This is a genomic window from Rhodococcus sp. AQ5-07 (assembly GCF_009707305.1).
GTDB lineage: Bacteria > Actinomycetota > Actinomycetes > Mycobacteriales > Mycobacteriaceae > Rhodococcus_F > Rhodococcus_F erythropolis.
Genome location: NZ_CP046099.1, coordinates 5,313,716 through 5,339,185 on the forward strand (window position 1 = coordinate 5,313,716; position 25,470 = coordinate 5,339,185).

Below are 25,470 nucleotides of genomic sequence, written 5' to 3' on the forward strand. Positions count from 1 at the left end.
GAAACCGCAAAAGTTTTCCAGAAATGAGCGAGGCGTGATGACAGCCCCCGAAGACACCGTATCCGCGCTCGCGCGTCGCCTCGACGACGCTGCGCAGACTCGCACCGACACCCCGAGCCTCGCCGACGAATACACCATCGACATCGACGAGGCCTACCGGATTCAGAACGAACTCCTCGAACGACGAACCAGCCGTGGCGAATCGATTGTGGGTATCAAGCTCGGCTTCACAAGCCAAGCGAAGATGGCGCAGATGGGTGTCTCCGAAGTGATCGTCGGTCAGTTGACCGACGCGATGTGCGTGAGCAACGGCGGCGAAGTCGATCTGAGGAAGTTCATTCATCCCAAGATCGAACCCGAAGTGGCATACCGTCTGTCGAAGGACGTCGATCTCGACGATCCGAACGTCGACATCGAAACCTGCGTCGATGCACTGGCTCCTGCAATGGAGATCATCGACTCGCGCTATCGCGACTTCCGCTTCACCTACACCGACGTCGTCGCTGACAACACCAGCGCTGCCGGGTATGTGATCGGGCGGTGGCTGCCGCTACAGAACGTCGAAGACCGTTCCGTACGTATGGAGGTCGGCGGCGAGACGGTAGTCGGTTCCACGTCGGCCATTCTCGGCGATCCGGCGCGCGCTTTGCATGCACTGCTCGACATCGCCCGCCGACGCCGAATTCCGTTGCGCGCCGGTCAGGTAATTCTGGCCGGTGCCGCCACAGCAGCTGTGCGACTCGACGAGGGCGTCGCACAGTGCACGATCGACGGACTCGGAACCGTCACGGTGAAAGGCGTGAAGCGATGAGTGGGGCGCAGGTCATCGAGAAGCTGGCGAAGCCGCGCGGAAAGTTCCCCCACGTCAAGGTGGTCGGCGATTTCGTCTATGTCTCCGGGACCAGTTCGCGTCGACCCGACAACACGTTTGTCGGCGTCGAGGTCGACGAGATGGGGACGACGGTGCTCGACATTCGGGCGCAGACGCGTGCCGTCATCGAAAACATCGCGGCAATCCTCGCCGAAGTGGGTGGAGAACTCAGTGATCTGGTTCAGGTCACCTCCTACCTGGTGTCCATGAACGACTTCGGTGGATACAACGAGGTGTACGCCGAACTGTTCGACGAAAACGGTCCGACGAGAACGACTGTGGCTGTTCACCAACTGCCCCACCCGCATCTGCTCATCGAAATTTCCGGCGTGGCGTACGTGCCCGCCTCCAAGCGCTCAGCGTCCGAAGATACGGAGAATGCATCATGACCACGATTCCTCCCGTCATCGACTTCAAGAAGTGGATCGACGACAACCGCCACCTGCTGCAGCCGCCTGTCAACAATCAGACGATGGCGCTCGGAGACGACTTCATCGTGCAGGTCGTCGGCGGACCGAACCAGCGGACCGACTACCACCTCGATCCGTACGAGGAGTGGTTCTACCAGCTCGAAGGCGACATCCACGTCAACGTCATGACCGAGGACGGTCCTCAGCGTGTCGACATTCGTGAGGGCGAAACCTGGTTGCTGCCGGGAGACATTCCGCATTCGCCGCAGCGTCCCACGGCGGGCTCCATCGGCCTGGTCATCGAACGCGTCCGCAAGGAAGGCACGCTCGAGAAGTTCCAGTGGTACTGCCTCGAATGCGATCACAAGATTCACGAGGTCGAACTTCAGGTGCGCGACATCGTGGCCGACCTTCCGCCGGTGTTCGTCAAGTTCTACGAGAGCGAAGAAGCCCGCACGTGTGACAAGTGCGGCACGCTCCATCCCGGCAAGGGCTGAGTGATGAGCAACCTGATCGACATCCACACCCACTACGTGCCCAACGGGTGGCCGGATCTGACCGAAGACGCGGGGCCGCAAGCGCCGTGGCTGAAGGTCGAGTCGGAGACCGAAGCCATGATCATGATGGGCACCAAGGAGTTCCGCCGCATCCAGTCCGATGCCTGGGACGCCGAGGTGCGGCTTCGGGACATGGATGCCGACGGCGTGCACACGCAGGTCGTCTCGCCGACGCCGGCATTCTTCAATTACGGCCGAAGCGGCGAGCAGGCAAGTCGCATCGCACGGATCTTCAACGACCTCGCGCTCGAGATCGTGGAGCCGGCGAAGGATCGGTTGATTCCGTTCTGCCAGGTGCCTCTGCAAGACACCGACGCAGCGTGCCGTGAGCTCGAGCGGTGCATCGCGAACGGGCACCGCGGTGTCGAGATCGGCAATCATGTGGGCGATCTGGACCTCGACAGTGAGGGCGTGGTGACGTTTCTCCAGCACTGTGCGTCGCTTGACGTGCCGGTATTCGTGCACCCGTGGGACATGGCCAACTCTCCGCGCCTCGATCGCTGGATGGCGCAGTGGCTCACCGCGATGCCGGCCGAAACGCATCTGTCGATACTCGCGCTGATTCTCGGTGGGGTGTTCGACAAGATCGACGATCGTCTCAAGATCGGATTTGCGCACGGTGGTGGATCTTTCGCGTTCTGGTTGGGCCGGATGGAAAACGCCTGGCACGGCCGCAACGACATCATCGGTACGTCGGAGTTCCCGCCTTCGCATTACCTGGGTAGGTTCTACGTGGATTCCGTCGTCTTCGACGAGCGCGCACTGCGACTGCTGGTGGACACGGTGGGGGTGGACCGTGTGATGGTGGGTAGTGATTACCCGTACCCCTTGGGGGAGCGTCCGGTCGGTGAGGTGGTTCGCAAGAGTGAGTTCTTGGACGATACTGCGCGCCAACTGATTTCGCGGGGGAATGCCGAACGCTTCCTGGGTCTCGTCTGAGACCCCGGCTATACCCTTTCCGGTATGGCGGACGGTGATTTCGGCATTTGTGAGTCATGTCTCGAGCGAGCACAATTCCAAACACAACGATCGACGACGCTCGTGATGCCGACAATCCCGAAGACGGGGTCGGTGACTACAGATTTCATCGTCCGCCTGCCCCATCCAATCGATAGGTTCCGCGATGTCAGACAAGATATCCAACAGCACAACGAGTGACGGAAAGCCGTTGCCGGAGAAAGCTGCCCGTAGCCGAGTTGCCATGGCAACTCTGGCCGGCACAACTCTCGAATGGTACGACTTCTTCCTCTACGGCACAGCCGCCGCGCTGATCTTCAACAAACAATTCTTTCCGAGCCTGAGCCCCACGGCCGGCACGCTGGCTGCCTTCAGCACCTTCGCCGTCGGATTCATCGCACGGCCGGTAGGTGGGCTCGTGTTCGGGCACTTCGGTGACCGGATCGGGCGCAAGGCCACACTCGTGGTCTCCCTGGTGATGATGGGCGTCGGGTCCACACTCATCGGCCTCATCCCGAACTACGATTCCATCGGATTCTGGGCGCCCGTCCTCCTGGTGGCCATGCGCGTCGTTCAGGGCATCGGTCTGGGCGGTGAAGGCGCCGGTGCGACACTCATGTCGATGGAGCACGCGCCGGCAGGGCAGAAGAATCGTTATGCAGGTTTCCCGCAGATGGGCACACCCGCCGGACTGGTTCTCGCCAACGGCATCTTCCTGACGACCAACGCCGTGATGTCGGACTCGGCATTCGCTTCGTGGGGTTGGCGAATCCCGTTCCTGCTCAGCTTCGTTCTGGTGGCGATCGGTCTGGTGATTCGCCTGCGCGTCACCGAGTCGCCGTCATTCGCCGGGATCATGGAGAAGGGCGAAATAGTCCGCTTCCCGCTGCGTGAGTCGCTCAAGGTCGGCTTCCCCCGTTTGTCTCTCACGCTTGCCGCGTGCTTGGCGAACTCCGCCGTGGCGTACGCCTTCATGGTGTTCACCCTGTCGTACGGAACTCAACATCTGGGCTACGACAAGCAATTCCTGGTGCTCAGCGTGACCGCGGCCGCAGTCCTGTGGTTCCTTTCCATCCCGTTCTGGACCAAGATCGCTGACAAGTACGGGCGTCGACACATGTTCATCGGCGGATCAGCCGCAATCCTGTTGTGGTGCATCGTGTTCTTCCCGCTACTGAACACCGAGAACAAAGTGGTCGCTGTCATCGCGTTCCTGGGTATGGGTCTGATCGTGCCGGTCACCCACTGCGTTCAGGGCAGCATCATCGCCGATACCTTCCCGGCCAAGGTCCGCTACTCCGGTTCGTCTCTGATCCTTCAGAGTGGTGCGATTCTCGGCGGTGGACTGGCGCCGATGATCGCCACCGCACTGCTGGACGCCACCGGGTCTTCGGTAGGCGTCACCTGGTACCTCGCCTCGATATGCACAATCAGCCTGGTCGGCGCCATCGCACTGTTCAAGATTGTCCCCGATTCGTCGCGGGGCTTGGAACACGAGGAGATTCGCGTCTCCGAAAACGCCTGAGTACTGGATTGATCCGACATCGGCCCGTTCCCCCTCGCGGGGAACGGGCCGATCGGCGTTTCACGGTCGCATGAGCTCAGCTGCAAAGGACTCCAGCGTCGCGATCAGGGCCTGTGCGGACGGGCTCGACGTGCGAGTCGCCGAGGAAGTGATGCCGACGCTGTGCCCGATCGGATCGAGTGTGATGGACAGGGTGGTCAAGCGCGCGTCGTCGCGGGGGATGAGGCTCGGTAGGACCGCGATCATGTCGGTCTCGACCAGCAGCTGGCGCACGGTGAGGAAAGAGGTTGCCTCGACGCGGTTTTCGGGCAACGGCAGGCCGTTACGGGCGAAGAACTCCTCGAGCTCGCGGCGGAGCACTGTCTCGACCCCGGGAAGGATCCAGGGGAAGCCGCGTAGTTCTTCGAGTTGGACGTCCTCGCGGTGAGCGAGCGGGTGATCCACGCGGGTGACGAGTTCGACGGACTCCGCGTAGAGGTTCCGTCTTATCGCGGTGTCATCGGTAGGTGAGGTGAGCCGGCCGACGATCAGATCGATTCGGCCCGCTTCCAGATCGGTGAGCAACTGTTCGGGCGTGCCTTCGCGCACGATGACGGTGAGCAGCGGGTGGTGAACCTTCAGGCGCGCGATAGCGCCGGGAAGCAGCACGTTGGATCCGGCGAGATGTGTTCCCACGATGACGGTTCCGCGATTGGCGTCGGCAAGTTCGACGACGTGCCGCCCGGCTTCGGTCAGCTGCGCGATCACGGCCCGCGCATGAGTTGTGAAGGCATCGCCGAAAATGGTCGGGGTGATTCCGCGTGGCCCGCGGTCGAAGAGCGAGACACCGAGAATGGACTCGATGTCGTGCAGACTGCGGGTCGCGACGGGTTGTGTGATGTGAAGTGCGGCAGCGGCGCCGACCACGCTGCCCTGACGGCTCAATGCGTCGACGAGCAGGAGATGGCGGAGTTTGAGTCGCCCGTCGAGGAGCTTGGGCATGTCCATGGAGCAATCCTAGACGGGATTGCCGCGAGTGGGTAGGCGCCCGAAGTTGCTCAGAAGAAGGTGATTCCGATCGGTTGGGCCGAGGTGTACTTCTCCCAGGTTTCGCTGCTGTCCGGACTTCCCGTGTGCGCAAACGACGTCCAGTGCCGGCGTATCCGACGGCCCAGTGCGTCGATGCTCTGCCAGTCGCTGCTGCCCAGCATCGGTGAGCTCTTCCAGGACTGCTCGGTTCCCAACATGAAGGGCAGTTCGATGCAGTGAGTGGCTCCGAAGACGTCGTCCGTCGGTGCCCAGTCGAAGCGATACGTGTACACCGACGCGCCGGCCGCTGTGAAGGCGTCGGCCAGCTCCATCGCCGGTTCGGCAAACATGTTCTGTGTCAGTGCCTTTTCGGCGACGCGTTCGGGATCGGGTACTCCCGCCACGTCGCGCACGAAAGCGGATCCCTCGTCGCGGGTGTATCCCACGATGACGTCCGGCGCTGTTTCGAAAGTTCGGATCACCGGATCCAGTTCGGAAATCGGTGCGAAGGGCGGTTGCACGACATTGGGGGACCGCCGGCTGAACTCGATTGCGGTGCTGCGGAATGCGTCGAGAATGCGGGAGAGTGGCGCGGTCCGAGGATCTCCGTCGAGCAGTCGGGCAAATGCTTCACCGTTCTCGATCGCGGCAGCCTGCGTGAAATTGAGGTCCGGCCGTGGGGTGCTCTGCAGAATTGCTCGATGGAAAAGAGTTCGAGAGTTGTTACTGCTCAACAGATTCACAATCGAATGAGCGCCGGCCGACTGCCCGAACACGGTGACCGAGTCTGGGTCGCCGCCGAATGCCTCGACGTTCTCGCGCACCCACTCGAGCGCTGCGATCTGATCGTGGACCCCGAGATTGCCTTCGCTGACGCCGTCGAGGAGGAGGTATCCGAGCACGCCGACGCGGTAGTTGACCGACACCACGACGACGTCGCCCTCGGCTGACAAAGCGTGGCCGTCGTACCAGGGGAGGGAGCCGCCGCCACTGGAGTAGCCGCCACCGTGAAGCCAGACCATCACCGGGCGATGACCGGTCGGCGACGGGGTTGTGACGGTGACGGTGAAGCTGTCCTCGCTCTGCTCCGGTTCGGGGAGCGGTGTCCCCATGATGCGCTCGAGTCGTGAAGGTGGTTGGGGGAAGACCGTTCCAAGCGCTGTGGCGTCGAAGACGTCGGAGAACGGTCCCGCCGGCCGCGGCTTCTCGAAGCGCAGTGCGCGGGCGTAGGGGATCGCACCGAAGTAGTAGGAACCGTCACGCTTTAGGCCGCGGATCTTCCCCGAAGCTGTGGATGCGATCACCGTCTCGGACGAGGGCATGGGTTCCTTTCCTCTTGTGCATACCTTTTCGAGCATGCCAGGTGCATGCCGCGGCACAAATGCCTTTGTGGTCGTGCGGTATGCGTTACGGCGTGAGTGCCTGTACCAGTCGATCTTCGAGTCGCGTCGTCACTCGGCTGTATACGGCACCGTCGTCCAGGGCTCGGGACATCACTATTGCGCCTTGGATTCCGGCCACGGCTTCTTCGGCGAGTCCGGTGGAATCTTCGGCGCCGACGAGTGCCGCCTCGAGAGCTGCGGTCCATTCATCGAAGTAGGTTCGCACCTTGGCGCCGAAGCGGTTTCGCTCTTCACCGAGTGCAAATGCGCCGAACAGGCAAATGCGTTGCCCTGACCGAAAGTAGTCGGCGACGGTAGCGAACATGCTCTCGATGCGCTGCCGCGGTGGAACCGACTCTGCTCGAAGCGGTTCGAAGACTTCGGTGCGAAACCATCCGTCGACCTCGTCGAGTACGGCCTCGGCCATCTCTTCCTTTCCTCGCGGAAAGAAGTTGTAGAGACTGCCTTTGCCCAAACCGGTGTGTTCGGTGATGACGGCCAGGCTTGCTCCGTCGAACCCGTAGGTTCGAAACACGTTCGCGAGGGCGGGGATCGTGTCCGAGCGTTCAGCTACCTGTCTGGCCATGGATTCATCCTTTCATCACAGACCCAACTCGCTCAGGCCCGGATGATCGTGCGGGCGTGGTCCGGTCGAATCCCAGAAGAACTTTCGCTCGGACTCCGCGATGGGGACGTCGTTGATGCTGGCATGACGGTGGTGCATGAGGCCGTCCGCGTCGAATTCCCAGTTCTCGTTGCCGTAGGAGCGGAACCACTGCCCATCGTGATCGTGCCACTCGTACGCGAATCGCACGGCGATGCGGTCGTCGCCGTGTGCCCACAACTCTTTGATCAACCGGTAGTCCAGCTCGCGGGTCCACTTCTCGGTCAGAAGTTCGACGATTTCGGATCGGCCGGTGACGAACGTCGACCGATTACGCCACCAACTGTCCGGCGTGTAGGCCAGCGACACCTTGTGCGGATCGCGTGAGTTCCATCCGTCCTCGGCGAGGCGGACCTTCTGGACGGCGGTTTCGTGGGTTAAGGGCGGAATCGGTGCTCGGACGGTCATTGCGTGGCCTCTCGATCGGATGTGTACCTATCGGTACACACTTTACCGATAGGTACAACAAGAGTCCAGGGAATGACTTCGGCCGCCCCCACCGAAGTGGGAGCGGCCGAAAGAGTCGAGAAGGAAGAAACTAGCGGGCGCGACGAGCCAGACGCTCGGAATCCGAGATCAGAACGCTCTTGCCTTCGAGGCGCAGCCATCCGCGGTGTGCGAAATCGGCGAGCGCCTTGTTGACGGTCTCGCGGGAAGCGCCGACGAGCTGGGCGATCTCTTCCTGCGTGAGGTCGTGAGTGACGCGCAGGGCGCCACCTTCCTGAGTGCCGAAGCGCTGCGCGAGCTGCAGGAGCGCCTTGGCAACACGGCCGGGAACGTCCGTGAAGATCAGGTCGGCCAAGGTGTTGTTGGTACGACGCAGTCGGCGGGCGAGAACGCGCAGCAGCTGCTCGGCGATCTCGGGGCGCTGCTGGATCCATGCCTTGAGAGCGTCGCGGTCCATGCTCACGGCGCGAACCTCGGTGACGGTCGTAGCCGTCGAGGTGCGGGGGCCGGGGTCGAAGATGGACAGTTCGCCGAACATGTCGGACGGGCCCATGATCGTCAGTAGGTTCTCGCGACCGTCGGGTGAGCGTCGACCGATCTTCACCTTGCCGGACACGATGATGTACAGGCGGTCACCGGGTTCACCTTCGTTGAAGATGACATGTCCACGGGGGAAGTCGACGGGCTGCAGCTGCTTTGTCAGCGCCGCTACCGCTGAGGGCTCGACTCCTTGGAAGATGCCGGCTCTTGCCAGGACGTCGTCCACGTGCGCTCCTTGTTGGGATTTGTTCGTTTGTGGTGTCATTTTTGCGCTAACTATCTTTGTACCCGCGCTGCGCACAAACCGTCGTACACAGGCTCAGCCCTCATGAGTGAGACACCGTGTCCAATGCAATCTGTGTTCAATGCAACAGGTACGGCATCGAAGTCTACGTCCCGATAGCTCGCGACGAGTGATTGATGCCACGTAAGGGCCGAAAATTCTTCCGGAATCCGCTGCGGTGACTACTTTGTATGGCCGTCAACTTGCCCGTTGTGTCCGGATTTCGCCCAGGCTGGAGCTCTCGGGAGCCTCCGACTGACGGCCCTTCCGCTTCCGGTGGAAGCGAGCGAACGCATGGGGAAACCCATCGCTTGCCAGGCGGGCGACGTCGTCGTGACTTGCCTGATCGAGGAAGTCTTCTACTTCGTGCTCTTGAACCGAGAGCCGACGCAATCGCCCTTCGACTCGTTCCATCGCCAGGGCAAAGAGCATCAGCAGTAGCGGAAAGAGAATTACTGCGAGTCCTTGCATAGGGGGAAGTAAACACGTCGAAGGTCTCAGAATCGACACGACGGAGTCTCCACTCATGTCGTATCCGTACAGTTGTCTGAGTGCAGACCACCCCGACAGGCAGTTCAGAGCAGCGGAAGAAACCGCGTTCGGGGGGTGCGCGGAAGGAAGAATCACACCTCGGATTGGTACGCCGGGCGCGTCGGATGAATCGCGAGCTCGCTGTGGCTTTCCCGCACGTGTATTGCGAACTCGACTTCACGACTCCGTTGGAACTGGCAGTGGCGACAATCCTGTCGGCGCAATGCACCGACGTCCGCGTCAACATGGTCACGCCGGCGCTCTTCGCCCGCTATCCCGACGCGAAGGCGTACGCGGAAGCCGATCGGACCGAACTCGAGGAGTACATCCGCTCCACCGGCTTCTACCGGAACAAGACGACGTCGTTGATCGGACTCGGTCAGGCGCTACTCGAACGCCACGACGGTCAGGTCCCGAACAAGCTCGAAGATCTGGTGAAACTTCCAGGCATCGGACGCAAGACCGCGAACGTCGTGCTGGGCAATGCCTTCGACATTCCGGGAATCACCGTCGACACCCACTTCGGTCGGCTCGTGCGTCGGTGGAAGTGGACCGAGGAAGAAGATGCCGTCAAGGTGGAACACGCCGTCGGGGCACTGATCGAACGTAAGGAATGGACACTGCTCTCGCACCGCGTGATCTTTCACGGCCGACGGGTCTGCCACGCGCGCAAGCCCGCGTGCGGGGTGTGCGTTCTCGCCAAGGACTGCCCGTCGTACGGACTCGGCCCGACCGACAAAACCGAGGCCGCGGCCCTGGTGAAAGGCCCCGAGACCGACCATCTGCTCGCCCTGGCAGGGTTGTGATCGCCGATGACAAGTGCTGGAAGATGGTCTCTCGCTGCGCTCGTGGTCGTCGCGGCTCTCGTCGTGGCGATCTGGCCGCGCGGGGGAGACGACACGACGCCCACGTCCACGGGTCCGTCGTCGTCCGCGTATCAGCCGCCGACGTTCACTCCGTCGTCGGAATCGCTCGATCAACTCCGTAGCCAGGCCTCACTGGCTCCCTGTCCGACTCCGACGGGCGAAGCTCCGGCCGGCTCGGCTCTGGCCGGAATCACCCTCGACTGCGTGTCAGACGGTCGGCCCGTCGACCTTGCCGCAGCGGTCGGCGGAAAACCGACTCTGCTCAACTTGTGGGCGTACTGGTGCGCGCCATGCGCCGAAGAGCTTCCGTACCTTCAGGAATTCGCGGAGCGCGCCGAGGGCAGCATCAACGTTCTGACGGTGCATTCGGATCCGAATCAGGAGAACGCTTTGACGCGACTCATCGACTACTCGGTGCGTTTGCCTGGCGTCCAGGACGGTGACGGCAAGGTACGGATCGCAGTGGGCGCACCGCCGGTGCTGCCGGTGTCGGTGCTCGTGCGCGCGGATGGAACAGTCGCCAAGGTCTTGCCTCAACCTTTCCGCAGTGCGGACGAAATCGCCGCCGCTGCGGCGCAATATCTGGGAGTCGTCGTATGAGCACACCGGTTCCCGAGTGGTTGCGAGCTGTCGCCAGCACCGAGCCCACCGATCCACACCGGATCAACCCCGTCCTCGAGCGTCGCGCGCCGCGCGGGACCGTGACGCGTCCGGCCGCGGTGCTCGTGCTCTTCGGCGGACCGCGTGAGGCAGACCCTCTCGCCGTCGGCGGCTTGCCGGAGGGCGCAGACGTGTTGCTGACCCAACGGGCGTCGACGATGCGTCAGCACAGCGGACAGGTCGCATTCCCGGGCGGCGCCGCCGATCCGGGCGACGACGGCCCCATCGGCACCGCGCTGCGTGAAGCGCAGGAGGAGACCGGGCTCGATCCGAGCGGAGTTCAGCCGCTCACCGTGCTACCGGAGATCTTCATCCCGCCGTCGGGTTTCGACGTGACGCCGGTGCTCGGCTACTGGGAGCAGCCGACGACGGTGGGGATTCAGGACGAGGGCGAGGTCGGACGGGTGGCCAGGGTGCCGCTGCGCGCGTTGCTCGACCCCGACAACCGGTTTCAGGTTCGCCATCCCCTCGGATACCAGGGCCCGGCGTTCCGCGCCGACGGCATGCTGGTCTGGGGGTTCACAGCAGGAATCCTCGCGGCGCTGTTCACGGTGTCGGGCTGGGAGATTCCGTGGAACTACGAGGACGTGAGAGACCTGGACACAGCGCTGTCCGAGTTCGGTGAAGGTGTCGAGGATTCGGCGGTGCCGCGATGACAGGTTCTCGCTGGGTGGACATCGCCATCGTTCTGGTCGCCCTCATCGCGGCCACGTCCGGATGGCGTCAGGGTGCGGTGGCGTCGGCGTTGGCGTTTGTCGGCGTGATCCTCGGTGCCGTCGCCGGAATTCTGTTGGCGCCCCACCTGCTCGTGCACGTCACCGAAGGCAAGCTGCGCATCCTCGCGGGCATCTCGCTGATCGTGGTGTTGGTCATCATCGGCGAAGTCGCCGGCATGGTGCTCGGACGCGCGGCGCGCAGCGGAATGCACAGTCCGACGGCGCGATCCGTCGACAGCGTCATCGGTGCGGGTCTACAGGCGGTGGCCGTCGTGGTCGCGGCGTGGTTGCTTGCGATTCCGCTCACTTCTTCGTCGCAGCCGAACATTGCCGCCGCTGTTCGTGGTTCGGATGTTCTCGCCAGCGTGGACGAACTGGCGCCGCAGTGGCTGCGCCGCATCCCGACGGAGTTTTCGGCGTTGCTCGACACCTCCGGCCTGCCGGACGTCATCGGCCCGTTCGGGCGTACGCCCATCACCGAGGTCGAAGCACCCGACGCGAGCGTTCTGGCCAGTCCGTTGGCGGCGCAGTTGCGTCCGAGTGTTCTACGCATCAACGGCGTCGCACCGAGTTGCCAGCGCGCGCTCGAGGGATCCGGATTCATCGTCGCCCCCGAACGCGTCATGACCAACGCACACGTGGTTGCCGGAACAGAGAGCATCACGGTGGACACCATGGAGGGCGCGCTGCCCGCGCAGGTGGTTCTCTTCGACTCTGCCGTCGACATCGCGATTCTGGCGGTTCCCGGACTGGACGCACCGGTGCTGCCGTTTGCTCCGGAGCAGGCTCAGACCGGCGACAACGCGTTGGTGCTCGGTTACCCCGGCGGCGGTCCGTACACGGCCAGCGCAGCCCGCGTTCGTGAGGTCCTGAACCTGAACGGACCGGACATCTACAAGGCCGGAACCACTCAACGTGAGGTCTACACCGTCCGCGGATCCATCAGGCAGGGCAACTCTGGTGGGCCGATGGTCGACGATCAGGGGCGCGTCCTCGGCGTCGTGTTCGGTGCCGCCGTCGACGACAGCGACACCGGATTCGTCCTCACCGCCCAAGAAGTATCGCGCCAGTTGAACGCGGCTGCCTCGGCGTCGACGCCGGTGCCGACAGGCGCCTGCATTCTGTAGCGGTCACTTCTCCGTAAGGAGGAAGTCCTCGAGTTCGCGGTTGACGCTCTCGGGGGCTTCCTGATGCGCGTAGTGACCAACTCCGGCAATGGTGCGCAGTTTCTCGCCGGGAGCCCAATGCTTGTCGCGCCGCACGGTACGGGTGAGCACGTACGGGTCGAGTTCGCCGTGAATCTGGACGATCGGAATGCGAAGAACCTGATCCATCAAACGCATGAAACGACGACCCTCGGGCCGAAGCTGGCTGCGGAAGGCCCAGCGCTGGTACTCCAGCGTGGAATGCGCGACGCCCGGGATCCGGATCGCGGCCCGCATCTTGGTCATCACGTCCGCGAACTCGGGTTGCTGCGGCCAGGTGGGGCCGGACCGCGAGCGAACCAGACGCTCCACCTCGGCGCCGTTGTCGGCCGTCAACCGACGTTCCGGGCGTAGCGGTACCTGATAGGCCAGGAAAGAGGGCAAAAGCGCGCGGCGCTGATATGGGTCGCGCACGACTGCTTTCTTGAGTGCCATCGGGTGTGGCGACGAGATCAACGCGATCGACCGCACCAGGCGTGGATGCAGGAGCGCGGTCGCCCAGCACACCAACCCGCCGTCGGCATGACCGATCAGCGTGGCCTTGCCGTAACCCATCGCACGAATGAGACCGGCTACGTCACCGGCGAGCGTCCAACCGTCGTAGCCGCGAGGGGGCTTGTCGGAATCGCCGTACCCACGAAGATCCATGGCGACGACGCGGAATCCCTGCTCCGACAGTGCCGTCAACTGATGGCGCCAGGACCACCAGAAATCGGCGAATCCGTGCAACAGGACCACCAACGGAGCATCCGGCTCCGCGTCGCCTACCTCGACGACGTGAAACCGGATGCCGTTGGCGTGAATGTCCCGGTGAATCCAGGGGCCGTCGAACCTGACGGTGGATGGATCTGGGGCTGCCACTTTCGATCAGACTCGCTACCGGCGCGCGTTGAAATCGACAGACGGCTTTGCGTCGTCATGGCTGCCGGGAAGGACGTTCTTGGCCTGCTTGAGCGATTCGATCGTCTTCTCCGGAGCCCTCAGCTTGCGCACACGCAGATAACCGAGCAGCGCCAGAATCGCGGTGGTCACCACCATGATCAGGAAGACGATGAGGAACGCCAGCCAGCGCGGCACCCAGGTATCGAGCATCTCGGCCAGGAAGAAAAAGAAGAAGAACGAGCTGAACAGCAGAACCGTGAAGGCCAGGATGAAGAAGACACTGCCCTGCAGACCCTTCTTGACCTCGCCCGTGACCTCGGCCTTGGCAAGTTCAACCTCGGCGCGCACGAGGGTGGAGACCTGTGCGGTCGCGTCCTTGACGAGGGCCCCGATGGTGGCCTCACCCGGCGTGCGGGCGTCCACATCGGTGAGAGGGATGGACGAGACCGTGTTCGGTACTCCATCTCCGGTGAAGCGCTGGCTCTCTCCGTTGGTCAAGCTCACTTGTCGACCTCTCCAGGTAGTTCTCTCGCGTCCGTGGCAATGGCGGTGGAAGCGTCGTCTCGAGCCGCATGAACTCGTCCACGTCGCCACAGCAGCGCTGATCCGATCAGCGATGCCACCAACGATGTCACGAGAACTGCGGCCTTCGCTATCTCGGCCTCGCTGCCATCGCCGACCCCGTCCAATGCGAGGTCTGCTACAAGCAGGCTAACGGTGAACCCGATGCCACCGAGAACTGAGAGGGCAAACATGTCTCTCAATTCCAGTGTCTTGGGCTTGGTGGCTATGCCCAATTTGATCGCGAGCAGGGAAATTCCGAAGATTCCGACGGTCTTTCCGACCAGAAGGCCGACGACAACCGATTGCCCGACGGGGTCGGTGAAAATGTCGCCGAGTACCGCGGCGTTGATCGGAACACCGGAGGCGAACAGTGCGAAGACGGGGACGCAGAAGCCTGCGGAGTACGGCTGAATGCGGTGCTCGAGGCGGCTGCCCGGCGCGTACTCCTCGTCCGGATCGCGCCTGACACGGGTGAGTAGGCCGAGCGCGACGCCCGCGAGTGTGGCGTGTATCCCCGCTTCGTGCATCGCGTACCAGGTCAGTAGTGCCAGCGGGACGTAGAGGAACGGCGTCGTGATGCGCTTGTGCTGGGCGTAGGCGTAGACAGCGAGGGCTGCGGCCGCGGTCAGCAGCCACAACATCGCGAGGGAGCCGGTGAACAGTACGGCGATGAGGATGATGGCGAGCAGATCGTCGACGACGGCCAGGCTGAGCAGGAAGACTCGGGCGCTTGCGGGGATCTTCGATCCGGTGAGAGCGAGCACGCCGAGGGCAAAAGCGATGTCCGTCGCGACGGGAATGGCCCAGCCCTTGTCCATACCTGGAGTGCCGAAGCCGATGGACGCCGCGATGATCGCGGGGACCAGGACGCCGCCGCACGCCGCGATGATCGGGAGCATCGCGGCTTTGCGGTCCGCGAGTTCGCCGACCACCAGTTCGCGTTTGAGTTCGAGGCCGGCGACGAAGAAGAAGACGGCAAGCAGTCCGTCTTGCGCCCAGGTGCCAAGGCTGAGGTCCAGATGGAGTGCAGACGGGCCTATCTGGAAGTCGCGCAGTGCGATGTAGCTCTCACCGAAAGGTGAGTTCACCCAGATCAGAGCGACGGCAGCGGCGATGAGCAGTATCGATCCGCCCACCGTTTCGGTGCGGAGATAGCGGGACAGTTCGGAACGCAAAGTGGAGATCACGCGTGGGGACGACCTTTGTTCGTGCACCCGAGTTCGGATGCAACAGACATGAACGTGATCGACGTTGTAAAGCATCGAATGCACGTGCCGACCAGACTTCCCGGCTCACCTTTACGGGATTTTATCGCGGATTGCTCGCTGAGCCGAATTAGCGAACCGAATTTGCGCCGGAAAACCCCGCGGGTGTTCAATTCCTACTGATTGGGACACCATCCCACCAATTGGACAATTTTCGTATAACGGCGCAGGAGCATGTTTTGAGCACGTCAGTCAGTGAGAACCCACCCAAGCCGGAGGGCGGCGACGCAGATACCGTCGCCGGAGTGCCGCGCAGCCGAATCGTGGTTGCCAGCATGGTGGGTACGTCCATCGAGTTCTACGACTTCTACATCTATGCAACAGCGGCAGTATCGGTGTTCCCGCACCTGTTCTTCCCGAAGGGCAACGACACCACCGCGCTTCTCGCGTCGTTGGCGACGTTCGGACTCGCGTTTGTCGCCCGTCCCCTCGGCTCGATTCTCTTCGGACACTTCGGTGACCGCGTCGGACGCAAGGCAACTCTGGTCGGCTCGCTGCTGACGATGGGCATCGCGACCTTCCTCATCGGACTGCTGCCCACTTATCACCAGATCGGTCTACTGGCCCCGGCGCTGTTGGCGCTCATGCGTTTCTGCCAGGGCCTCGGACTCGGCGGCGAATGGTCTGGCGCGGCTCTGCTCGCGACCGAGACGGCCAAGGAAGGCAAGCGGGCCTGGGCGGCGATGTGGCCGCAGCTCGGTGCACCCATCGGCTTCTTCATGGCCAACGGACTGTTCCTGATCATCACGTTGTTCATGAACCACGACAATTCCAGCCCGGACCTCGAAGGTGCCTTCCTGAGCTGGGGGTGGCGAATTCCGTTCCTGCTCAGCGCAATCATGGTGATGATCGGCCTGTACGTCAGGCTCAAGCTCGAAGAGACCCCGGTGTTCGCGCGCGCAGTCGAGCGCGGCGAGAAGGTCAAGACCCCGGTCGCCGAGGTATTCAAGACCAGCTGGCGTCAGCTGATCATCGGTACGTTCGTGATGCTCGCGACGTACACGCTCTTCTACATCATGACCACCTGGGTGCTCAGCCACGGAACCGGCAAGACGGCGGCCGACGGCGGAACCGGCGCCGGCTTCAAGTACACCGATTTCCTTGTTCTGCAGTTGATCGCAGTCGTGTTCTTCGCTGCTGCCGTGCCGGTCTCGGGTTGGCTTGCGGACCGTTACGGGCGTCGTATCACACTGCTGATCATCACCGGCCTGATCATGGTGTTCGGCTTGACCTTCGGCGTGTTCCTCGAACCGGACGGAATGAACGACGGTCGTATGTTGGCGTTCCTCATCGTGGGCATGCTGCTCATGGGCCTGACCTTCGGACCGATGAGTGCCGTTCTCCCGGAGCTCTTCCCGACCAACGTCCGCTACACGGGCTCGGGAATCGCGTACAACACCGCCAGCATTCTGGGCGCTGCGGTGGCGCCGTTCATCGCCGTCTACCTCGCGAAGAACTACGGCGTCGGCTGGGTCGGCATCTACCTCCTCGTAGCGGCGACGCTGACTTTTGTTGCGCTGCTGGTCATGCGCGAGACAAAGGGTGAGTCGCTAGACGATGTAGGGGCATAACCCTGCTGTGCGCCTTTATTAACCCCCGGCGGTTAATAAAGGCGCACAGCAGTTGTCAGGGAAGCTGAGCAGGCAGGACGTGCTCACCGGTCTTGTCGGTGCTCAAGGCCAAGGAACTGATGTACTGCTTCTCGCCGTTCGGGCCGGGAACGTTCGACGCGAGCATGTCGGGTCGCTCGAACTCGATGCCGCTGACGCAGCACAGAAGCGTTTCACCCGAGGGGTTCCCGTACTCGTCGAACATCGGCAGATCGATGCCGTCGTCGGTGCGTCGTAGGTAGTACTTGCCCTTGGTGGCGACGGCGAGGACCGGCGGCATCACCAGTGCGATGACGATCGCGACGATCGGGGAGAACGGCTTGATCGCCGAACCGAAAGCACCGAAGAACACCAGGATCGAAATGCCCGCGGCCAGCAGCATCGACACGAAGCCGACGGGATTGACGTCGTAGAGCATCCCGCGTCGGAACTCGGGGACCTTCGGGGAGAGCTTCAACCAGTACTTGTTGATCGCGATGTCGGAGGCGACGACCACGACCCAGGCGATACCGCAGTTGGCGTAGAAGCCCAGGATCGTGTTGAGGAAGTCGAACATGTTGGCTTCCATCAAGATCAGTGCGATCGCCAGGTTGACCAGAACGAAGATCATGCGTCCCGGGTAGGTCTTGGTGACGCGAGTGTACGAGTTGGTCCAGGCCAGTGAGCCGGAGTACGCGTTGGTGACGTTGATCTTGATCTGGCTGATGACCACGAGGATCACGGCAAGGGTCATGGCCAGCCAGTGCGGCATCATGTCCTGGTAGATCTCGAGAAACTGGTGCACGGGCTGGTTGGCGATCGAAGATCCGTCGACGACGTTCGCGATGATGTACACGGCGAGGAACAGTCCGACGATCTGCTTGAACGCGCCGAAGATGACCCAGCCGGGCCCCGCGAGAATTACTGCAGCCCACCAACGACGGGTGTTCTCCGGCGTCTTGGGCGGCATGAAGCGTAGGTAGTCGATCTGCTCGGCGATCTGTGCGATCAGCGACAGGCAGACACCCGCGGCCAGCATCACCGATCCGAAGTTGACGCCCTTGCCGTTTGCGCCGTCCTCACCGCCGAAGGCGAAGAACGCGCTCACCGAATCTGGGTGCTTGAACAGCAGATACAGGAACGGCAGCACCATCATGACGAGCCACAGAGGCGTCGTCCACACTTGGAGCTTTGCCAGAGCCTTCATTCCGTAGATGACCAGTGGAATGACCATCAGGGTCGAGACCGCGTAGCCGATCGAGAGTGGGATCCCGAGCCCCAGTTTCAAACCCTGGGCCATGATGGAACCTTCGAGCGCGAAGAAGATGAAGGTGAACGTCGCGAAGATGACGTTGGTGACCACGGAGCCGTAGTAGCCGAAACCGCTTCCGCGCGTGATCAAATCGAGGTCGATGTTGTATCGCGCGGCGTAGTAGGCGAGTGGGAAGCCGGTGGCCATGATGACGACGGCAAACACGGCGATGCCCAGCAATGCGTTACCGGTGCCGTACGAGATGCCGATGTTGGCGCCGATCGAGAAGTCTGCGAGATACGCGATTCCGCCGAGTGCGGAGGTCGCGACGACGCCGGTTCCCCATTTGCGGTAGCTGCGTGGCGCAAATCGGAGGGTGTAGTCCTCCAGAGTCTCCTTCAGTGCGGCGTTCTCACCGAGATCTGCCCTGTCCGGTGCGCCGGCGGACACCTGCTCGTTCACTGCTGTCATGACGTCACTTCCCCTGGGTGCCTGTGCATGTGCACTTTGTGGTGCAGGCACCCAACCTAGGGAGGTGGCGTTACGCGGACATGTTTGAAATGTGTCGCCCACGTTGCGGATTCGATCCGCAACGTGAGCGAGCACTCATGGGACTTTCTTTACCTGTATCTGATCACCAACTGCCCGCGCCTGCAAGGCGAGTGGCTGCGTCCCGACTGGTCGTAGGTCGAGAACGGCGGCGGCCACCGGGTCGGCCAAGACGTTTCGGATGGTCCGGCGCAGGCCACGTGCTCCGTACACCGGATCGAATCCGCGCCGTTGCAACAGAGCGACGGCGCTGTCGTCCACGTCGACGTCGACGCCTCTCCTGGCCAACCGAGTCGTGATCAGTTCGATCTCGAGCCGGGTCACTTGTTCTGCGGTCTGTTCGTCGAACTCGTCGAGGATCACGGTTTCGTCGATGCGGTTGAAGAACTCGGGGTCGAAGAACTTCTCGAGAGCGCGCTGCACCAAGTGGTGACCATGGTGTGGTCGATCGATCCGGACGCGATCGGCGAGCTGCCGCACCCGGGACCGTCGACGTTCCGCCACCGCAGCAGAACCGAGATTCGAGGTCAGGAACACGTAGCTGTTGCGGAACGAGATCTTCTGCTGACCGTTCGCCAACCGGAGTTCGCCGTTGTCGAGGACCTGCAGGAGCGCACGTAGAACGGTGGGGTCGGCCTTCTCCACTTCGTCGAACAGGACGATTCCAGGGGTGTACGGATCGCCCTCGACGGTGTTCTTGTCGAACAGTGTGAAGGACTCCTTGCTGCCGGCGTACCCAGGCGGAGCCCCGGAGAACGACGCCGCATAATGCTCTTGAGCAAGAGCATTCATGTCGATGCGGCACAGATCGTCGGGCCCGGACCGTAGTTCCGCGGCCACGCGCCGCACCAACTCCGTCTTGCCGACGCCGGTGGGGCCGACCAGAAGGATGTTGGCGAGCGGACGCGTCGGATCCGTGGCACCGACATGCGCGATCGAAATCGCCCGAACCACTGCGTCGACGGCGGCCTGTTGTCCGACGATCTTGGAACTGAGGGCTTTCGAGAGCTTGCGAGCGTCGAAGGCCCCGACCGGTACGGGTTCGGATCGTTCCTCGGCCGGTGGTGGTGGTGCTGCACTGTTCCGGTCATGGAGCATGTCGGTGATATACGGCACAGCGAGATCCTTAAACTTCGATTGTCTTCTCGACCGGCAGGTTTCCGACGCGGCAGTCCGCCACGCCCACTGTGTCTCGGGTGATGGCTTCGACGCGTTCCTGAGCCTTCTGGGCATCGGTGACCCACAGCTTGTAGAACTCGAACGGGCAGTCCGCGACGCCCTTGTCTCCGTCACCTGCTGCGTGGACACCGGAGTATCCGCGGTGAAGGAGCTTGAAGATGTGGTTCTGGGACTGATCGTTCTCGCGTGCATCGCGAATGGCGGAAACGGACAGCTGTGCGTACTGGATTCCGTATTCCTCCTCACCGGTCTCACCCAGCGTCCGGCCGTCGAATCCGATGATCGCGGAGTGTCCGAAGTAGGAGTAGACGCCGTCGAATCCGGCTGCATTGGCAACTGCCACATAACAATTGTTGGCCCAGGCCATTGCCTTGGACATCATCACCTGCTGGTCCTTGGCGGGGTACATGTAGCCCTGGCAGCGGACGATGAGTTCTGCACCCTTCATCGCGCAGTCACGCCAGATCTCCGGGTAGTTGCCGTCGTCGCAGATGATGAGCGAGATCTTCAGGCCCTTGGGACCCTCGGATACGTACGTGGTGTCGCCGGGGTACCAACCTTCGATGGGGCACCAGGGCAGGATCTTTCGGTACTTCTGAACGATTTCGCCCTTGTTGTCGATGAGAATCAACGTGTTGTACGGCGGCTTGTTCGGGTGGTCTTCGTGCTGTTCACCGGTGATGGAGAAGATTCCCCAGGTATCGGCCTCGCGGCAAGCGGCGGAAAAGATTGCGGTCTCGTCACCGGGGATGGTTGCCGCTGTCGCATACATCTCCTCTTCGTTGTACATGATTCCCTGCGTGGAGTATTCGGGGAATACCACCAGATCCATTCCGGGGAGTCCGGTCTTCATGCCGATCATCATGTCGGCGATCTTGCGCGCGTTCTCGAGAACTCCGGCGCGATCGTGCAGGCGGGGCATCTTGTAGTTGACTACTGCTACGCCGACCGTGTCGTTGCTCGAGGAGATGTCACCGTGTCGCATTGTCTTTCACTCCTTGGTTGTGTGGATCAGTTGAAGACTGGATGAGTCTGGGGTACTGCGGCTTTGGGTGCGGCGAGGATCTTGGCCAGGCCGAGGAGAACCAGAAGCGCTCCGGCCCAACCGGCGGCTACCGCGGGTGTGGTGTGGAAGTTGTCGGTCAGGATCAGAAAGGCAGGAACAGTGCAGGTGGGCTGGCTCAGCAGGACTGCTGCCCAGCCGGTGAAGCGGCTGAGGTTCTCGCGGCCGAGGCCGAGTACCAGGAAGAACAGCGTCCACAGTGCTGCCCATGCGAGCCAGATGACCCCGAAGACGGGGTCGTTGCTCACCGTGAACGAGAGGAAGGAGTACACGAGCGCGGCGCACGCGACGAACAGTGAGAACCACCCGATTCCTTCCGGTTCGAAGCCGGCGAGATTGCTGATTCCCACGTAGAGGTAGGTGAATCCGAACAGGTAGAGACCTGAGGCCGCCAGGACGGCGCTCGAATCTCCCTGTGCCTGAATCAACAAAACGGTGGGGACGACGCATTGAAGTGCGCCGACGAAGAGGTTGAGGACCGAGGCGGATCGAACGGGAACTGTGCCGAGCAGCATCAGTCCGTTGACGAAGAGGACGGCTCCCACGTAAAGCAAACCAACACTGCCCATCGGGCACCTCCGGTTACTTTCGGGACGGGTTACTTTCAAATGAAATGATTCCAAATGAAACTAAGTGATGCGCGCCACAGAAGTCAAGAGGTGGATCTCAGGGGAAGGTTTCAGAGGGTGGCGATGATCGAGAAGTCGAGTCCGTCGGCGACGGCCAGCTGAATCTTCTGTCGTGCAACGCGATCGCGAAACTCGACGGTTCCGCGAGGGCCGTCGTACGCGGCGCCTTCGACGACGGCGTCCAGGGCGTGCGGGTGGGTGCTGTCGGCGCGTCGAACCAGGGCCGAAAGGGTATGTATCCCTTCGTAACACGACTCGGCAGCGTTGTTCAGTGCCGGAGCGTGCGCGCCGTGCAGTGCGATGTAGCGCCCGAGCAGGTCCATGGAGTTACCGTCGACCATCGAGCGGAAGTACGCTGCCGACGCAAACAGGTTCCGGGTTGCGCGGGGGCCGCTTGCGAGCAGCATGTTTTCTTCCATCAACGGGCTGAACCGGATCATCGACTCGTCGAGGCCTCGGCGGGCGAAGGCTCGGTTGAAGTCGACGGCGTCCTGCCCGACGAGGAGCATGATCACGCCATCGCAACCGGAGTTCGAGACTGTCTCGACCAACTGCTTCATGTTGCCGCGCCCCAGATCGACAAACGAACCGCCGACCAGGGTGAGGTCGAGTTCGGTGGCGAATTGCCTCACGGCCCCGAGCGAGCTGTGAGGCCAGATGTAGTCGTCGCCGACGACGAACCACTTGCGCGCTCCGACGTTGTCGCGCAGCCACTTCAGTGCCGGCGCGATCTGCTGTCGTGGTGTTTCGCCTGAACAGTAGATTCCTGGTCTGACCTCGCCGCCCTCGTAGAGCGAGGTGTACGAGTACGGAATACGGCCTGCGACCACCGGTGCGAGTGCGTGGCGGACCGAGGAGATGTGCCAACCGCTGACGGCGTCGATGTCACCTGCGTCGAGTAGCTGTTGCACGCGGGCTGCGACGACGCCCGGCGAGGCGCCGCCGTCGATCACTTCGATCTGGACTTCGCGTCCCAGTACGCCGCCGGAGTTGTTGAGGTCGCGGGCGGCCAATTCGCTGATCGCCTCACACGACGGACCGAACAGTCCGGCCGGCCCTTGGAGGGGAAGCACCATGCCCAGGCGCCACACGGTGCTGCGCGCGCGTTCGAGCGCGCCGGTAGCGCTCATGCGTCGCCGCCGGAATCGGAAGTCAGCGGCCTGGCCTGGGTTACTATCATTTCATTTGAAAGTATTGCCCGAGAAGTGTGAAGTACGCAACAGCGGGGGAGCGATCAGTGGGAAAAAGTGACTCCGGAATTCTTGATGCTTCGCTGACGACCACGCTGGTCCGAGCGGCTCGAATGGCCGCGGCAGCGGCGGAGAAAGCGCTGGCGGCTGAGAATCTCACTCTCGATCACTGGATGACGCTCGAAGCCCTGGCGTCGACCGAGGGGCTGACGATGGCTGAGCTGCGCGATCGAACGGGAACACCGGCTCCGACGCTGACGCGAGTTGCGGACAAGTTGGTCTCGCTTGCGCTGATCTATCGCGAGGTCGGTGAGGACGATCGCCGGAAGGTACGCGTGTTTCTCTCCTCGCGCGGAAAATCTCTGCACAAGCGGGTTGCTGCAGATATTCGTGTGGCCGAGGAGTCCTGGCTGACGTCGAAAGAGGAAGTGAAGTTGCGAGAGGGGCTCCGCCCCTGTGCGCCTTTCCGGTAGTGGGGACTACCAAAAAGGCGCACGGGGCCGAAGGCCCTACTTGCCGCGGATTGCGTCGAATACCTTGGGATCGACCAGGGTTGAGGTGTCTCCGAGGTCGCGGCCTTCGGCGACGTCGCGCAGGAGGCGGCGCATGATCTTGCCGGATCGGGTTTTCGGCAGTTCCGGCACGATCGTGATCTGACGGGGCTTGGCGATGGGGCTGATGTCGGTGGAGACCTGCGCCTTGAGCTCGGCGATCAGAACGTCGCCGGTGTTCTCGACGCCTTCGCGCAGGATGACGAACGCGACGATGCCCTGTCCGGTGGTCTCGTCCGCGGCACCGACGACGGCAGCTTCGGCGACTCCGTGATGGTTGACCAGTGCTGACTCCACCTCGGAGGTGGAGATGCGGTGACCGGAGACGTTCATGACGTCGTCGACGCGGCCGAGGACCCAGAGGGCGCCGTCGTCGTCGTACTTGGCGCCGTCACCGGCGAAGTACCAGCCTTCTTCGGCGTAGCGGGACCAGTAGGTGTCGCGGTAGCGGTCCATGTCGCCCCAGATGCCGCGGAGCATCGCCGGCCACGGCTCGTCGAGGACGAGGTAACCGTTGCCACCGGGGCCGAGGGGCTTGGCGTCGTCGTCGACGATCTTCGCGGAAATGCCCGGCAGTGGTGCCATCGCGGATCCGGGCTTGGTGGCGGTGATACCGGGCAGCGGGGAAATCATGATCGCGCCGGTCTCGGTCTGCCACCAGGTGTCGACGATGGGGGCCTTGTTGCCGCCGATGACGTCGCGGAACCAGCGCCACGCTTCGGGGTTGATGGGCTCGCCCACAGATCCGAGCAAACGGATCGAGGACAGGTCGTGGGCGTCGGGGATTTCCCGGCCCCACTTCATGAACGTCCGCACGAGGGTGGGGGCGGTGTAGTAGATGGAGACGCCGTACTTCTCGATGATGTCGAAGTGGCGGTGCTCGTTCGGGGAGTTGGGGGTGCCTTCGTAGACGACCTGGGTGACACCGTTGGAGAGGGGCCCGTAGACGATGTAGGAGTGTCCGGTGACCCAGCCGATGTCGGCGGTGCACCAGTAGACGTCTTGTCCCGCTTTGTGATCGAAGACGTTGTGGTGGGTGTACGACGCCTGGGTGAGGTAGCCGCCGGAGGTGTGGATGATGCCCTTGGGCTTACCGGTGGTGCCGGAGGTGTAGAGGATGAACAGGGGATGTTCGGCGTCGAAGGCCTGCGCTTCGTGCTCAGGTGAGGCCTGCGCGACGGTCTCGTGCCACCACAGGTCGCGGCCGTCGGTCCACTCGACGTCGATGCCGGTCCGGTTGACCACCAACACGTTCTGGACGGAGTCGGCTCCGGCGACGGATTCGTCGACCGCTGTTTTGATGGGTGCTGCGGCGCCGCGTCGCCACTGGCCGTCGACGGTGACGACGAGCTTGGCTTGGGCGTCGTCGATGCGTGAGCGTAGGGCGGTGGCGGAGAATCCGGCGAAGACGACCGAGTGCGTCAGGCCGAGGCGGGCGCAGGCGAGCATGGTGACGATCGCTTCGGGGATCATCGGCATGTAGATCGCGACGCGGTCACCGGCGACGAGGCCGAGGTCGGTGAAAGTGTTTGCGGCGCGGCTGACTTCGGCGAGGAGGTCGTTGTAGGTCAGATCCCGGGAATCGCCTGGTTCGCCTTCGAATGCAATGGCGACGCGGTCGCCGTTGCCGGCGAGGACGTGGCGGTCGACGCAGTTGTAGGCGACGTTGAGCTTGCCGCCGACGAACCACTTGGCGACGGGGGCGTCGGTCCAGTCGAGGACGTCGGTCCATTTCTCGTGCCAGTGAAGGCGCTCAGCCTGATTCGCCCAGAAAGCGAGGCGGTCGGTATCTGCGGCAGCCTGCAACTCCGGTCCCGCGTTGGCGGCCGCAGCGAACTCTGCGCTCGGCGGATATGCCTGGGGGACGTCTGTTTCGGCTGCGCTTGTCATGGCTGACGGCCTTCTTTCCACGTTGATCGACACTTTTCTGACTCCGTGTGAGGGTAGTCACAAGCTCGCTCAAACGCACCGTTGCATCACGTTGCAACCCGTTGTCCTGCGACGATCGGTCGAATCGATGCGACGGGTGGTCACTTCCGCCGACGAATGAATGTGCCCGAATTCAATTACCCCCAATTTTCCAACAATGGGTGCGGTGCGCGCTTCGGGTTCGATGTGTCTATTGTCAAACCATT

General features: G+C 62.6%; 26 protein-coding genes. 11 read left to right on the plus strand and 15 right to left on the minus strand.

Features of this window, described 5'->3' with window-relative positions:
• Positions 1-37: 37 nt before the first annotated feature.
• The 5 genes from GJB56_RS24760 (at position 38) to GJB56_RS24780 (ending at position 4,320) form a co-directional block, all read left to right on the plus strand.
• Complete coding sequence (locus GJB56_RS24760; protein WP_019746611.1) at positions 38-811, plus strand: 2-keto-4-pentenoate hydratase; 774 nt, start codon at positions 38-40, stop codon at positions 809-811.
• Entirely contained in the window at positions 808-1,260 is a 453-nt protein-coding gene (locus tag GJB56_RS24765) for a RidA family protein (protein ID WP_113683536.1), read from the plus strand. The genes GJB56_RS24760 and GJB56_RS24765 overlap by 4 nt, the downstream gene beginning before the upstream one ends.
• Entirely contained in the window at positions 1,257-1,778 is a 522-nt protein-coding gene (locus GJB56_RS24770; protein WP_003943511.1) for a 3-hydroxyanthranilate 3,4-dioxygenase, read from the plus strand. The genes GJB56_RS24765 and GJB56_RS24770 overlap by 4 nt, the downstream gene beginning before the upstream one ends.
• 3 nt (positions 1,779-1,781) lie before the next feature.
• The gene (locus GJB56_RS24775) at positions 1,782-2,777 is read left to right on the plus strand and encodes an amidohydrolase family protein (protein ID WP_020968257.1); all 996 of its coding nucleotides are present in this window, start codon (positions 1,782-1,784) and stop codon (positions 2,775-2,777) included.
• 184 nt (positions 2,778-2,961) lie between these two features.
• Complete coding sequence (locus GJB56_RS24780) at positions 2,962-4,320, plus strand: MFS transporter (protein WP_019746615.1); 1,359 nt, start codon at positions 2,962-2,964, stop codon at positions 4,318-4,320.
• A gap of 60 nt (positions 4,321-4,380) precedes the next feature.
• Here GJB56_RS24780 and GJB56_RS24785 read toward each other — a convergent pair whose 3' ends face one another.
• From GJB56_RS24785 to GJB56_RS24810, 6 genes are all read right to left on the minus strand, one after another.
• Positions 4,381-5,307 (minus strand): LysR substrate-binding domain-containing protein, encoded by a 927-nt coding sequence (locus GJB56_RS24785; RefSeq protein ID WP_113683537.1) that lies wholly within the window; start codon positions 5,305-5,307, stop codon positions 4,381-4,383.
• 50 nt (positions 5,308-5,357) lie between these two features.
• Positions 5,358-6,650 carry a carboxylesterase family protein gene (locus tag GJB56_RS24790; RefSeq protein WP_113683538.1) on the minus strand — a complete coding sequence of 431 codons (1,293 nt, stop codon included), beginning with the start codon at positions 6,648-6,650 and terminating at the stop codon, positions 5,358-5,360.
• 85 nt (positions 6,651-6,735) lie between these two features.
• A complete protein-coding gene (locus GJB56_RS24795; RefSeq protein WP_021342679.1) occupies positions 6,736-7,296 on the minus strand; it encodes a TetR/AcrR family transcriptional regulator in 561 nt (186 codons plus the stop codon).
• A gap of 15 nt (positions 7,297-7,311) precedes the next feature.
• A complete protein-coding gene (locus GJB56_RS24800; RefSeq protein WP_113683539.1) occupies positions 7,312-7,782 on the minus strand; it encodes a nuclear transport factor 2 family protein in 471 nt (156 codons plus the stop codon).
• Between the two features lie 130 nt (positions 7,783-7,912).
• Entirely contained in the window at positions 7,913-8,587 is a 675-nt protein-coding gene (locus tag GJB56_RS24805) for a Crp/Fnr family transcriptional regulator (protein WP_003943506.1), read from the minus strand.
• 255 nt (positions 8,588-8,842) lie between these two features.
• Positions 8,843-9,115 (minus strand): hypothetical protein, encoded by a 273-nt coding sequence (locus GJB56_RS24810; RefSeq protein WP_113683540.1) that lies wholly within the window; start codon positions 9,113-9,115, stop codon positions 8,843-8,845.
• A gap of 80 nt (positions 9,116-9,195) precedes the next feature.
• On the opposite strand from GJB56_RS24810, the gene nth reads away from it, so the two are divergent.
• Genes nth through GJB56_RS24830 form a run of 4 tightly spaced genes read left to right on the plus strand, consistent with a single transcriptional unit; the run spans position 9,196 to position 12,544 of the window.
• Complete coding sequence (gene nth, locus GJB56_RS24815; protein ID WP_003943471.1) at positions 9,196-9,981, plus strand: endonuclease III; 786 nt, start codon at positions 9,196-9,198, stop codon at positions 9,979-9,981.
• A gap of 6 nt (positions 9,982-9,987) precedes the next feature.
• Positions 9,988-10,641 (plus strand): TlpA family protein disulfide reductase, encoded by a 654-nt coding sequence (locus tag GJB56_RS24820; RefSeq protein WP_020905971.1) that lies wholly within the window; start codon positions 9,988-9,990, stop codon positions 10,639-10,641.
• Positions 10,638-11,357 carry an NUDIX hydrolase gene (locus GJB56_RS24825; protein ID WP_113683541.1) on the plus strand — a complete coding sequence of 240 codons (720 nt, stop codon included), beginning with the start codon at positions 10,638-10,640 and terminating at the stop codon, positions 11,355-11,357. The genes GJB56_RS24820 and GJB56_RS24825 overlap by 4 nt, the downstream gene beginning before the upstream one ends.
• Positions 11,354-12,544: a MarP family serine protease gene (locus GJB56_RS24830; RefSeq protein WP_019746623.1), complete on the plus strand. Its 1,191-nt coding sequence runs from the start codon at positions 11,354-11,356 to the stop codon at positions 12,542-12,544. The genes GJB56_RS24825 and GJB56_RS24830 overlap by 4 nt, the downstream gene beginning before the upstream one ends.
• Before the next feature lie 3 nt (positions 12,545-12,547).
• On the opposite strand, the gene GJB56_RS24835 is transcribed toward GJB56_RS24830, so the two are convergent.
• The 3 genes from GJB56_RS24835 to nhaA are packed head-to-tail and all read right to left on the minus strand — an operon-like array spanning position 12,548 to position 15,339.
• Entirely contained in the window at positions 12,548-13,483 is a 936-nt protein-coding gene (locus GJB56_RS24835; RefSeq protein ID WP_113683542.1) for an alpha/beta fold hydrolase, read from the minus strand.
• A 15-nt stretch (positions 13,484-13,498) separates the two neighbouring features.
• Positions 13,499-14,008 (minus strand): phage holin family protein, encoded by a 510-nt coding sequence (locus GJB56_RS24840; RefSeq protein WP_019746625.1) that lies wholly within the window; start codon positions 14,006-14,008, stop codon positions 13,499-13,501.
• Complete coding sequence (nhaA, locus tag GJB56_RS24845; protein ID WP_019746626.1) at positions 14,005-15,339, minus strand: Na+/H+ antiporter NhaA; 1,335 nt, start codon at positions 15,337-15,339, stop codon at positions 14,005-14,007. Before nhaA ends, GJB56_RS24840 begins: the two co-directional genes overlap by 4 nt.
• Before the next feature lie 173 nt (positions 15,340-15,512).
• Here nhaA and GJB56_RS24850 point away from each other — a divergent pair, with 173 nt between their 5' ends.
• Positions 15,513-16,904 (plus strand): MFS transporter, encoded by a 1,392-nt coding sequence (locus tag GJB56_RS24850; protein WP_020968263.1) that lies wholly within the window; start codon positions 15,513-15,515, stop codon positions 16,902-16,904.
• A gap of 55 nt (positions 16,905-16,959) precedes the next feature.
• On the opposite strand, the gene GJB56_RS24855 is transcribed toward GJB56_RS24850, so the two are convergent.
• The 5 genes from GJB56_RS24855 to GJB56_RS24875 form a co-directional block, all read right to left on the minus strand.
• A complete protein-coding gene (locus GJB56_RS24855; RefSeq protein WP_019746628.1) occupies positions 16,960-18,645 on the minus strand; it encodes a purine-cytosine permease family protein in 1,686 nt (561 codons plus the stop codon).
• 135 nt (positions 18,646-18,780) lie between these two features.
• The gene (locus GJB56_RS24860; RefSeq protein ID WP_069147156.1) at positions 18,781-19,839 is read right to left on the minus strand and encodes an AAA family ATPase; all 1,059 of its coding nucleotides are present in this window, start codon (positions 19,837-19,839) and stop codon (positions 18,781-18,783) included.
• A 10-nt stretch (positions 19,840-19,849) separates the two neighbouring features.
• Positions 19,850-20,887, minus strand: coding sequence for an aliphatic amidase (locus tag GJB56_RS24865; protein ID WP_019746630.1), 1,038 nt, complete (start codon positions 20,885-20,887; stop codon positions 19,850-19,852).
• Positions 20,888-20,913: 26 nt separating this feature from the next.
• Positions 20,914-21,534, minus strand: a complete 621-nt coding sequence (locus tag GJB56_RS24870; protein ID WP_019746631.1) for an AmiS/UreI family transporter — start codon at positions 21,532-21,534, stop codon at positions 20,914-20,916.
• A gap of 110 nt (positions 21,535-21,644) precedes the next feature.
• Positions 21,645-22,724: a substrate-binding domain-containing protein gene (locus GJB56_RS24875; RefSeq protein ID WP_113683543.1), complete on the minus strand. Its 1,080-nt coding sequence runs from the start codon at positions 22,722-22,724 to the stop codon at positions 21,645-21,647.
• A 107-nt stretch (positions 22,725-22,831) separates the two neighbouring features.
• On the opposite strand from GJB56_RS24875, the gene GJB56_RS24880 reads away from it, so the two are divergent.
• On the plus strand, positions 22,832-23,257 hold the full coding sequence (locus GJB56_RS24880; RefSeq protein ID WP_060939272.1) for a MarR family transcriptional regulator: 426 nt from the start codon (positions 22,832-22,834) through the stop codon (positions 23,255-23,257).
• 36 nt (positions 23,258-23,293) lie between these two features.
• Here the strand turns inward: GJB56_RS24880 and acs are convergent, their stop codons facing one another.
• Positions 23,294-25,225, minus strand: coding sequence for an acetate--CoA ligase (acs, locus tag GJB56_RS24885; RefSeq protein ID WP_113683544.1), 1,932 nt, complete (start codon positions 25,223-25,225; stop codon positions 23,294-23,296).
• Positions 25,226-25,470 lie beyond the last annotated feature (245 nt).

What these genes read in the sequence shown, in the direction of transcription:
- GJB56_RS24760 (WP_019746611.1), top strand. Translation starts at nt 38, where the DNA reads ATGACAGCCCCCGAAGACACCGTATCCGCGCTCGCGCGTCGCCTCGAC.
- GJB56_RS24765 (WP_113683536.1), top strand. Translation starts at nt 808, where the DNA reads ATGAGTGGGGCGCAGGTCATCGAGAAGCTGGCGAAGCCGCGCGGAAAG.
- GJB56_RS24770 (WP_003943511.1), top strand. Translation starts at nt 1,257, where the DNA reads ATGACCACGATTCCTCCCGTCATCGACTTCAAGAAGTGGATCGACGAC.
- GJB56_RS24775 (WP_020968257.1), top strand. Translation starts at nt 1,782, where the DNA reads ATGAGCAACCTGATCGACATCCACACCCACTACGTGCCCAACGGGTGG.
- GJB56_RS24780 (WP_019746615.1), top strand. Translation starts at nt 2,962, where the DNA reads ATGTCAGACAAGATATCCAACAGCACAACGAGTGACGGAAAGCCGTTG.
- GJB56_RS24785 (WP_113683537.1), bottom strand. Translation starts at nt 5,307, where the DNA reads ATGGACATGCCCAAGCTCCTCGACGGGCGACTCAAACTCCGCCATCTC.
- GJB56_RS24790 (WP_113683538.1), bottom strand. Translation starts at nt 6,650, where the DNA reads ATGCCCTCGTCCGAGACGGTGATCGCATCCACAGCTTCGGGGAAGATC.
- GJB56_RS24795 (WP_021342679.1), bottom strand. Translation starts at nt 7,296, where the DNA reads ATGGCCAGACAGGTAGCTGAACGCTCGGACACGATCCCCGCCCTCGCG.
- GJB56_RS24800 (WP_113683539.1), bottom strand. Translation starts at nt 7,782, where the DNA reads ATGACCGTCCGAGCACCGATTCCGCCCTTAACCCACGAAACCGCCGTC.
- GJB56_RS24810 (WP_113683540.1), bottom strand. Translation starts at nt 9,115, where the DNA reads ATGCAAGGACTCGCAGTAATTCTCTTTCCGCTACTGCTGATGCTCTTT.
- GJB56_RS24820 (WP_020905971.1), top strand. Translation starts at nt 9,988, where the DNA reads ATGACAAGTGCTGGAAGATGGTCTCTCGCTGCGCTCGTGGTCGTCGCG.
- GJB56_RS24825 (WP_113683541.1), top strand. Translation starts at nt 10,638, where the DNA reads ATGAGCACACCGGTTCCCGAGTGGTTGCGAGCTGTCGCCAGCACCGAG.
- GJB56_RS24830 (WP_019746623.1), top strand. Translation starts at nt 11,354, where the DNA reads ATGACAGGTTCTCGCTGGGTGGACATCGCCATCGTTCTGGTCGCCCTC.
- GJB56_RS24855 (WP_019746628.1), bottom strand. Translation starts at nt 18,645, where the DNA reads ATGACAGCAGTGAACGAGCAGGTGTCCGCCGGCGCACCGGACAGGGCA.
- GJB56_RS24865 (WP_019746630.1), bottom strand. Translation starts at nt 20,887, where the DNA reads ATGCGACACGGTGACATCTCCTCGAGCAACGACACGGTCGGCGTAGCA.
- GJB56_RS24870 (WP_019746631.1), bottom strand. Translation starts at nt 21,534, where the DNA reads ATGGGCAGTGTTGGTTTGCTTTACGTGGGAGCCGTCCTCTTCGTCAAC.
- GJB56_RS24875 (WP_113683543.1), bottom strand. Translation starts at nt 22,724, where the DNA reads ATGAGCGCTACCGGCGCGCTCGAACGCGCGCGCAGCACCGTGTGGCGC.
- acs (WP_113683544.1), bottom strand. Translation starts at nt 25,225, where the DNA reads ATGACAAGCGCAGCCGAAACAGACGTCCCCCAGGCATATCCGCCGAGC.